The 9,254-nt window shown below is 72.6% G+C and carries 8 protein-coding genes; 1 reads left to right on the top strand and 7 read right to left on the bottom strand.

The genetic code is table 11. From position 1 onward, the window contains the following. Positions 1-40 precede the first annotated feature (40 nt). Positions 41-496 (bottom strand): cyclic nucleotide-binding domain-containing protein, encoded by a 456-nt coding sequence (locus tag GTW40_RS21620; RefSeq protein WP_018546040.1) that lies wholly within the window; start codon positions 494-496, stop codon positions 41-43. A gap of 409 nt (positions 497-905) precedes the next feature. Further along, positions 906-1,172, bottom strand: coding sequence for a hypothetical protein (locus GTW40_RS21615; RefSeq protein WP_161181847.1), 267 nt, complete (start codon positions 1,170-1,172; stop codon positions 906-908). Between the two features lie 142 nt (positions 1,173-1,314). Between GTW40_RS21615 and GTW40_RS21610 the strand changes: the two genes are divergently transcribed. Next, positions 1,315-1,758, top strand: coding sequence for an ATP-binding protein (locus GTW40_RS21610; RefSeq protein ID WP_161181846.1), 444 nt, complete (start codon positions 1,315-1,317; stop codon positions 1,756-1,758). Between the two features lie 43 nt (positions 1,759-1,801). On the opposite strand, the gene GTW40_RS21605 is transcribed toward GTW40_RS21610, so the two are convergent. The 5 genes from GTW40_RS21605 to GTW40_RS21585 form a co-directional block, all read right to left on the bottom strand. Beyond that, the gene (locus GTW40_RS21605) at positions 1,802-4,141 is read right to left on the bottom strand and encodes an FUSC family protein (protein ID WP_161181848.1); all 2,340 of its coding nucleotides are present in this window, start codon (positions 4,139-4,141) and stop codon (positions 1,802-1,804) included. 162 nt (positions 4,142-4,303) lie between these two features. Further along, positions 4,304-5,719, bottom strand: a complete 1,416-nt coding sequence (locus GTW40_RS21600) for an NAD(P)/FAD-dependent oxidoreductase (RefSeq protein WP_161181845.1) — start codon at positions 5,717-5,719, stop codon at positions 4,304-4,306. A 232-nt stretch (positions 5,720-5,951) separates the two neighbouring features. After that, on the bottom strand, positions 5,952-6,386 hold the full coding sequence (locus GTW40_RS21595; protein WP_161181844.1) for an ATP-binding protein: 435 nt from the start codon (positions 6,384-6,386) through the stop codon (positions 5,952-5,954). A gap of 112 nt (positions 6,387-6,498) precedes the next feature. Beyond that, on the bottom strand, positions 6,499-8,403 hold the full coding sequence (locus GTW40_RS21590; protein ID WP_161181843.1) for an AMP-dependent synthetase/ligase: 1,905 nt from the start codon (positions 8,401-8,403) through the stop codon (positions 6,499-6,501). 273 nt (positions 8,404-8,676) lie between these two features. Further along, positions 8,677-9,254 (bottom strand): alpha amylase C-terminal domain-containing protein (locus GTW40_RS21585; RefSeq protein ID WP_202486233.1); only part of this gene is annotated, 578 nt, incomplete at its 5' end.

Raw genomic sequence — 9,254 nt, 5'->3', positions numbered from 1 at the left:
GCCGCCGTCCCCGCGCTGCGCCGCTACCGCGTCTGACCCCTCACAGCGGTGTGGTCCGCCGGATCGCGTACTGGTCCATCAGCTTGCCCCGCGTGGTCTCCAGGCGGTGGGCCAGGATCTCGGCGACCGTGCGCACCAGCGAAAGCCCGAGCAGCGGGTCCTCCACGCACACCCCGAGCACGGAGGGCCCGTCGAACTCGTAGGCCCGTACGTTGCTGAAGGCCACCGCGCCGAAGTCCCACTCGTACGGCGGGAACAGCCAGGACCAGCCGAGCAGGTCGCCCGCGCCGAGCGTGGCCACCGTGACGTGCTGGTGCGAGGTGACCTGCTGGTCCAGCGAGACAGCCCCCGAGCGGATCACCCAGAACCGGTCGGCGACCCCGCCCGCCTCGAAGATCCGGGTGTCCTCCGGGAAGGACACCTCCTCGGCCAGTTCCATCAGCCGCTCGCGTTGTGCTCTCGGCAGGGCGGTCAGCAGTTTTATCGCCTTGGTCATACGCGGGGCTCCTCACCGGGCGGCGGTTCGGGTGCTGTCCCTCGAGTGCTGTCCCACGAGCCCGCTGCGAACGTCCCGTCTGCCCCGCAACCGGCCCCAGGGCCTGTCTTCCGGATCTTGCCGGGGTCGCAAGGCGCCGTCGGCCCGAGTCGGCCTGATCCGGAAGAAAGGCCCTAAGCCCATTGGAGCCGCTACCGCCCCACCGGGCACCTCGGCGGGCCCGGCACCTCGCCGGAACACCGGCACGCGGGCAGAGAAAAGCCCTGGCTGGACGGGGGAAACCAGCCAGGGCAGTCAGACGTGAAGCGCGGAAGGGCACACCGGGAAAGTCCCGCGCCGCTCCGTCGCCACGTATGCGTGAACGATAAACCACCTTCCGGCGCGGCGGCCAATCCCTCCGCGCTGCCGCTCACGTGACGCGCCTCACTCCCGGCCCCATCGGTCCGCCCGCCCCCGGCTCCGGGACGGTGATCGCGCCCGGCGTGATGATCTCCGTCAGCACCGTGCCCACCACCTCGTACGTCCGCGCCCGCTCGGCCGCCTCCCGCGCCCGGTCCGGATCGGTCGCCGTCAGGCTCTGCGCCCGCTCCCGCCAGACCCGCTCCTCCTCGGCGGCCACGTCCCGGCCCCGCCGGATGCGCCGCAACAGTTCGTCCGCGTCCACCACATCGCTCATACCCGTCCCCTACCCCTTCGGGGCCCGGTGATGACATCGGCACCGACGGTGTTTGACACCGGCACGACAGGTCAGGCGGAAAGAGAGACCGGCGCACTCGGGCCACGGGACGGCCGGGACTTTCCGTGAGGGAGGGATCAGGATGATGCGCGAGCGGCAGCAGCACACCCCCGGCCCGGCCACGGAGCCCGGCGGCGGACCCCGGACCCCGGCCTACCGCCCCGCCGACGCGCGCAGCGCCGTACGGCGCGAGCTGACCGAGCACTGCCGCGCCAGGGCCGTGCCGTGCGCGGACGAGACCCTGGACGACGCCCTGCTGGTGGTCTCCGAGCTGACCTCCAACGCCATCGTGCACGGCGGCGGGATCACCGGCTTCGAGGTGGCCGTCGACAGCGCGGGCGTACGGCTCTCGGTGAGCGACCGCAGCGACGAACCCCCGGTGTGCGCGGCGGGATTCCGCGAGGCCGACCGCTGCCGGACCGGCGGCCGGGGCTGGCCCCTGGTGTGCCTGCTCGCCCGGGACGTACGGGTCTCCGGGCTGCCGTGCGGCGGCAAGCGGGTCACCGCCGTCGTACCGCTGCGCTGACGCGTGGCCGGGGGTGCCAGGCCAACTGCCGGACGGAACGCGCCTATTGACGGGCCTTCTCCGGACGGTCGGCCTTCCCGGGCTTACCCGGCTTCCCTGGCTTCCCGGACTTCTCCGCCTTCCGGGACTTCTCACCCTTCTTGCCCTTGTCGGCCTTCTCGCTCTGGCCGATGTCCGGCTTCTCGACCGGCACGCCGAGCGGACGCGCCAGGCCCGAGACGGACTCGTCCAGCCGCTGGAGATGACGCAGCACGCGGTCGGTGACCCGGCCGTAGCGCGGGGTGCCGAAGGTGCCCGGCTCCAGCATCGACGCGATGCTCGGCCCGGTCTCGATCGCGGCGGGGGAGTGCGGGTCGCGCACGTGCTCGGCGATCGCCTCGATGTTGTGCACGATCCGCGCGGACACCCCGCTCAGCCGGGGGTCCTCGGCGATCGACGGGTGGCTCGGCAGCAGCTCGGCCGTGGCCGCGAGCGCCCGGCAGTGGTACGCGCACGTCTCCAGGAGCGCCAGCACATAGCGGGCGGTGTCCCGGCGCGAGCGCAGCGGAGTGATCGGATGCGTCAGCGGCTGGACGGCGGTGCGCAGATCGGCCAGCGCCTGGTCCATGTCCCGCGCCTTGTCCACCAGGTCGAAGTGGCGTCGGCCGCTGAGCTGGTCCACCGCCGCCCGGGTCGCGTCGGCCAGCTTGTCCAGGACGTCCACCAGCAGCTCGTTGGTCCGCCGGTCGGTGCGCACCGGCAGCACCACCGCCGCCGTGATGATCCCGCAGGCCGCGCCGAGCGCCGTCTCCTCGATCCGCAGCAGCAGCACCCCCATGCTGTAGGTGTTCAACAGCGTGTACAGCAGCCCCAGTGCCGCCGTCACGAAGAACGACATGAGCGTGTACGACAGGGGCGCGGTGTAGAACACGGCGAACACACACACCAGCACCAGCACGAACGCTGTCCAGGTGTGGTGTCCCACCACACCGGCCAGTCCGATACCGGCGACCACGCCGAGGATCGTGCCGAGCAGCCGCCGGTAGCCCTTCACCAGGATCTCCCCGGTGGAGGCCGTGTTGATGAACACGATCCAGCAGGTCAGCACCGCCCAGTACCAGCGCTGGCTGGACAGCAGCTCGCCGCCCGCGATGGCCAGCGCCGAGCCCACGGCCACCTGGATCGCCGCCCGGGTGGTCGGCCGGTGCAGGCCCGACTCGTCGGGCTTGTCCTCCTCGCTCTCCTCGCTGCCCTCGATGCCCGCCTCCTCCGCGTCCAGCTCCTCGCGGGAGCGGGCGGTGGCCGGGCTGTCGTCCGACTCGTCCTGGGGGCCGTCCAGCGCGGTCCGCAGACCGAGCACGGCACGGGCCGCCTCACCGATGCCCCGGAACACGTCCTGGACCGGCGGGGTCGCCTTCGGCAGGTTCTCCGCCTCGCGGTAGCCGAGCAGCCGGTTGCGGACCTGGGCCAGCGCCGTGCCCGACGCCTCGCCCGCCGGGCGCAGCACCAGCAGCCGCAGCGCCTCCAGGTCCCGGCGCACCGTGGCCCGCGCCTCGTCGCGCACCGGCAGCTGACCGCGCGAGGGCAGCGAGGCGCCCGGCAGATGCAGGGTGAGGGTGTCGGTGCGCTCGGCGCTGCGCGCGGTCAGCAGCAGCAGCCCGAGCCGCTCGGCGGCGATCTCGGCCTCCGCGATCCGGCGCTGCAGCCGCCGTGCCACCGCCTCGTCGGTGGTGCCCTGCTCCAGCCGGCCCTGGATCATCAGCGCCGTCTCGTGCAGCCGCGCGGTGCCGGTGCGCAGATCGCCCAGGACCTTGTCGACGTCCTCGGGACCGGCGTCCAGCAGCTCGATCTGGCTCGTGATCAGCAGTCCGAGGCGGGCGCGGAAGGCCCGGCGCAGCCGGTCGAGGGTGCCCGCGGCGGTCTGCGGCAGCAGCACGAACCGGGCCAGCGCGCTGCACACGAACGCCACCGAGATGACCACGAACAGCGAGGGCAGCAGGTCGACCGTGGCCCGCACGAACAGCGACAGGAAGTAGACCTGGAAGCCGATCAGACCGAGCCCGGTGCCCCGGTCGCCGAATCTCCGCCCGTAGACCGCGCAGAAGATGAGCAGCAGGAAGCAGATGTCGCTCACCAGCGGCCACTGGTTCAGGACCGCGCCCAGCGACACCGCCGCGAACGCGACGGGCACGCACAGCGCCAGGGTGATCACCTGCGGGCGCCGGTCGACCTCCCGTACGGCGAAGGTCGCGGACATCGCCGCCATGGCGCCCGCGACCAGTTGCGGCACCGGGAAGCGGAGCAGCCCGAGCGCCACGAGCGTCATGGCGATGGCGATCACCGTGCGCAGCCCCGCGGTCAGCCGCAACAGCCCGGGATCGGACGCGGAGAGCCGGTCCCACATGCGTACGCGCACCGCACGTCCCACTGCCTTCACGCCGCCGCGCTCTTTCTTCCGTGCCGGAACATGATCCGCACACCAGCATGTCACGACGTGCGGCGCCGCTCGCCTTCGCCGGGCGGGGGGCGCCGCACGTCAGGGACCCGGGGCGCCCCCGGTGCCGCCTCAGGAGCCCTCGACGGCCTTCCCCCCGACCCGTCCCTCGATCCGGCCCTCGGCCTCGGCCCGTTCCACCTCGCCGCGCGCCTGCTGGGGCGTCAGATAGCTGTCGGTGTACTCGAAGTCCTTGAGCTTGGCGGGCTTGCGGGCCTGGAAGCCGGTGCGTACGAAATCGTCGCCCGCGATCGCGTTGAGGATCCAGTTGACCAGCACGCGCGCCTTGGCCACGTTGGTGCGCAGCGCGGACCAGTGGTAGCCGCGGGCCGCGAGCTGGGCCAGGATGCCGTGCAGCTCGATGCCGAGCGGCCGCGAGACGGCGTCCTTGCCGCCGAGGTCGACGACGAGCCCGAGGTCCTTGTGGACGTACGGCTTGAGCGGCTGCCCGCGCAGGGCGGCGATGACGTTGTCCGCGACCACCTTGCCCTGCCGCATCGCGTGCTGGGCGGTCGGCGGGCAGATCGCGCCCTCCTCGTGCTTGGCGAGGTCGGGGACGGCGGCGGCGTCGCCGAGGGCGAACATGCCGTCGTGGCCCGGCACGGTCATCTCCGGGGTGACGGCGAGCCGCCCGCGCACCGTCTCCGCGTCGAAGGTGCCGACCAGGGGACTGGCAGCGACGCCGGCGGTCCAGATCAGGGTGTGGCTGGGCAGTACCCGGCCGTCGGTGAGCGTGATCTCGTCCTCGGTGACCTTGGCGACGGAGACCCCGAGGGAGACGTCGATGCCCCGGTTCCGCAGGATCTTCATCGCCTGCTTGCCCAGCCGGTCCCCGAGCTCCGGCATCAGCTTGGGCGCGATGTCGAGCAGATGCCACTTGATCAGGCTCGGATCGAGGCGGGGATAGCGCTGGATCGCGGCGTGGGTGAGGCGCTGCAGACAGGCCGCGGTCTCCGTGCCCGCGTAACCGCCGCCCACGACGACGAACTGCAGGCGCGCCTCGCGCTCGGCGGGGTCGTCGCTCGCGTCGGCCAGATCGAGCTGGGAGATCACATGGTCACGGACGTACGCGGCCTCGGCGAGCGTCTTCATCCCGAAGGCGTGCTCGGTCAGGCCCGGGATGTCGAAGGTGCGGGTCACACTGCCCGGGGCGAGGACGAGATAGTCGTACGGCTCGTTGACGACGTCGTCGGTGATGGTGCGGATGACACACACCTTCGCCTCGGGATCGACCCCGATGGCACCGCCCGGGATGATCCGGGTGCGGTACTTGCGGCTGCGGCGCAGGGAGACGGCGATCGACTGCGGGGTGAGCACCCCGGAGGCGACCTGGGGGAGCAGGGGGAGGTAGAGCTGATAGGAGAACGGCGTCACCAGCGCGACGTCGGCCTCCCCGGGCGCGAGTTCGCGTTCCAGACGGCGAACGCACTCGACGCCGGCGAAGCCAGCGCCGATCACCAGAATCCTGGGTCGTGTCACGGTGTTCATCCCTTTCTGCGGCTCCCGGCGGACCGGCCCGACTGCCGTCCGCCTGCCCTGCACCGCTGCCACCACACACCCCGATCCCACCGCGCTGCGGGCCGTTGTGCCAGCCGGGCGGGGCAGGCAGTTGAACGTCAGCCGAACACATGGGCATCACCCTGCCCCCGGGACGGCGGCGGCAACCGGGATCGGGCCGGGAAGCGGACCACCGGGCCTCATCAGGGCAGGCCACCGGACCTCACCAGGGCAGGAACGCGTGGATGTCCTTGCCGTCCTCGTCCACCACCACGCTCACCTGGTCGCACAGCGTGTGCAGCAGATGCCAGCCGATCCCGCCCCCGCCCGTGCTCGGCCTGAAGGGACGCGGCTCGGGCCGGACCGTGCTCGTGTCGTGCATGATCACGTGCACCCCGTCGAAGGTGCGGCGCAGCCGCAGCCCGAACGGACCGGGCGCGTACTGGATGGCGTTGGCCGCCAGCTCGGTGACCACCAGCAGGATGTCGTCCCAGTACTCGGGCGCCCGCGGCGGCTCGTCCAGGGCCAGGACGCGCAGGAACCGCTCCGCGGCCAGCCGCGCCCCGGTCACGTTGGACAGCTCGCCCGGGAAGGAGAACACACGCTCGTGCGTCTCCTGTGAGGGCGGTGTCCCGTCCCAGCGCGGCTCGCTCGCCATCTCGCGTCCCCGGCCCCGGAAAACCCGGGGCGGTCGTGTCGACCGGTCACTTTCCCTGCTGCGGGTTCCCCTCGCTCACAGGACTACGCGTCCACCCGGTGACCGGTGATGTCTACCGGAACACGTTGTCCGAGTCGTCCCAGTCGGCCGGTTCCTGCGGGCGCGAGCGCCGCGCGGCACGGGAGCGGGCCTCGTACATCGCGTCGATCTCCGCCGCGAAGTGCCGCACGATCGCGTCCCGGCGCAGCTTCAGGGACGGCGTCAGCAGCCCGTTGTCCGGCGCGAACGGCTCCGGCACCACCCGGTAGACCCGTATGGACTCCGCGCGCGAGACCGCGCTGTTGGCCGAGGCCACCGCCCGCGCCAGCTCCTCGCGCAGCGCGTTCTCCTCGCGGGCCTCCCGGCCCCCCGGCTCGCCCTGGAAGGCCAGCGCGGTCCGCCAGTGCGCCAGGAACTCCGGGTCCAGCGTGATCAGCGCACCCACACAGGGCCGGTCGTCCCCGACGACCACCGCCTGGTGCACCAGTGGATGCTCCCGCAGCCGCTGCTCCAGCGGGGCCGGGGCCACGCTCTTGCCGCTGCTGGTGACCAGTACGTCCTTCTTCCGGCCGGTGATCGTCAGATACCCCTCGCCGTCAAGTCGTCCGATGTCCCCGGTGGCCAGCCAGCCCGAGCGCAGCGCGGCCCGGGTGCGCTGCTCGTCGCCCATGTAACCCTGGAACACCGAAGGACCGCGCACCAGGATCTCCCCGTCGTCGGCCACCTCGATCTCGGTGCCCGGCAGCGGCAGCCCGACCGTCCCCGTCTTCTCCCGGCCCACCGGCTGCATGGTGATGCCGCCGCTGGTCTCGGTCAGGCCGTAGCCGTCGTGGAGGTAGAGCCCGATGCCCTCGTAGAACAGCGAGAGGTCGCGGCTGAGCGAGGAGCCGCCCGAGGTGCCGCGCTGGGCCCGGCCGCCGAGGGCCGCGCGCAGCTTGCGGTACACCGTCCGCTCGTACAGGGCGTGCTGGAGCCGCAGATCCAGACCCGGCCCCGGACCGGTGCCGAGCCGGGCCCGCTCCTGGGCCTCCGCGAAGTCCCGCGCCGTCTCGGCCGCCCGCTCGAACACCGCCCCGCGCCCGGCCTGCTGGGCGGTGCGCAGGAAGGTCTTGTACAGCTTCTCGAAGACCGACGGCACGCCGTAGAGGTACGACGGCCGGAAGGTGGCCAGCGCCGAGGCGAGCGCCTCCTCGGTCATCTCGGGCTCGTGTGCCATCAGGAAGCCGCCCCGCAGGCACATCTGCATGACCATGAGCCCGTACACGTGCGAGAACGGCAGGAACGCCAGCACGGAGGGCTGCTCACCGGGCGACGCCGCGGTGTGCCCCCAGCCGGCCAGCAGCACGTCGCACGGGTAGGCCAGGCCCCGGTGGCTCAGGGCGCAGCCGAGCGGACGCCCCGAGGTGCCCGAGGTGTACGCGATGGCCGCCGTGGAGTCCGGCAGCACGATCCGGCGCAGCGACTCCACCGTGGTCAGCGGGATCTCGGCGCCGCGCTCGGCCAGTTCGGCGAGCGCGCCCGCGTCCAGCTGCCAGACGTGCTTCAGCCGGGGCAGCGCCGCGCACACCGTGCCGACGGTCATGATCCCCTGCTCGTCCTCGACCGCCACGGCGACGCAGGACGCGTCCCGCAGGATCCACTCCACCTGCTCCCGCGAGGAGGTCGGATGGATCGGGACGATCTCCGCGCCCACGGTCCACAGGGCGTGCGCCAGCACCGTCCACTCGTAACGGGTGCGGGCCATCAGGGCCACCCGGTGGCCCGGTGAGATCCCGGCGGCCACCAGCCCCTTGGCCAGGGCGACCACCTCGTCCCGCAAGGTGGCGGCCGTGACCTCCTCCCACACGGTCGCGGCGGCGTTCTTGCGCCACGCGAGCAGGGGCAGGCCGGGGTTTCGGACCGCGGTCTCGAAGACGGTGTCGGCGAGCCCGCCGGTGGGAGGCGGGACCGCTGCTGGAGCGAGGGCGACGTCGCGCATGGCGCTGCTCCTGGAATGTACCGAGGGTGACTCCGCCGATCGGCTCAGTGTCGGCGGTGCACGAATCTAGCCCAGGTAAGCGCTTTCGGTGAGGGGAAGCGGAAACTCGTGATCGAGCGATGATCTTTGGACGCCCGGTCGGCCCCGTGAACCGCCCTTCCGCGTGCATATGCGGACCGCGCGCGGGGGGCCGGTTCCGGGGGTACGACGCGAGGGGCGGCCGGGGTCGTTCGGACCCCGGCCGCCCCTCGGCGAACCCACCGGCGCGGCGGCTCAGCCCGCCGGTGTCAGCCAGACGGTGGAGAGCGGCGGCAGCGTCAGCCGCAGCGCCCCGTCCTGCGGCTTCAGCCCCTCGGCCGCGCCCGTGGCCACACCGCCGCCGCCGTACCGGGCCGCGTCCGTGTTCAGCGCCTCCCGCCAGACCGGGACCTCGCCGGGCACCGGGAGGGCGTAGTCGTGGCGGACGACGGGGGAGAAGTTGGACACCGCGAGGAGCGGGGTGCCCGCCTCGTCGTAGCGCAGGAACGCGAAGACGTTGTCGTCGGCCGCGTCGCACATCACCCACCGGAAGGCACCCGGGTCGGTGTCCCGCTGCCACAGCGCCGGGGTGTCCCGGTACCGCGTGTTGAGGTCCCGCACGAGATCCTGGACGCCCCGGTGGTCGCCCGCCGAGCAGTAGCCCTCGTCCAGCAGCCACCACTCCGGGCCGTGCGCCTCGGACCACTCGCCGCCCTGCGCGAACTCCTGGCCCATGAAGAGCAGTTGCTTGCCCGGGTGGGCCCACATGAAGCCCAGGTAGGCACGGTGGTTCGCGCGCCGCTGCCACCAGTCGCCCGGCATCTTCGACACCA

This window comes from Streptomyces sp. SID4985, assembly GCF_009863025.1.
Taxonomy (GTDB): domain Bacteria; phylum Actinomycetota; class Actinomycetes; order Streptomycetales; family Streptomycetaceae; genus Streptomyces.
This window is presented reverse-complemented; position numbering and strand designations above follow the sequence as displayed.

Coding starts and splice junctions, on each gene's coding strand:
- GTW40_RS21620 (WP_018546040.1), bottom strand. CDS start 496: ATGACCAAGGCGATAAAACTGCTGACCGCCCTGCCGAGAGCACAACGC.
- GTW40_RS21615 (WP_161181847.1), bottom strand. CDS start 1,172: ATGAGCGATGTGGTGGACGCGGACGAACTGTTGCGGCGCATCCGGCGG.
- GTW40_RS21610 (WP_161181846.1), top strand. CDS start 1,315: ATGATGCGCGAGCGGCAGCAGCACACCCCCGGCCCGGCCACGGAGCCC.
- GTW40_RS21605 (WP_161181848.1), bottom strand. CDS start 4,141: ATGTGGGACCGGCTCTCCGCGTCCGATCCCGGGCTGTTGCGGCTGACC.
- GTW40_RS21600 (WP_161181845.1), bottom strand. CDS start 5,719: ATGAACACCGTGACACGACCCAGGATTCTGGTGATCGGCGCTGGCTTC.
- GTW40_RS21595 (WP_161181844.1), bottom strand. CDS start 6,386: ATGGCGAGCGAGCCGCGCTGGGACGGGACACCGCCCTCACAGGAGACG.
- GTW40_RS21590 (WP_161181843.1), bottom strand. CDS start 8,403: ATGCGCGACGTCGCCCTCGCTCCAGCAGCGGTCCCGCCTCCCACCGGC.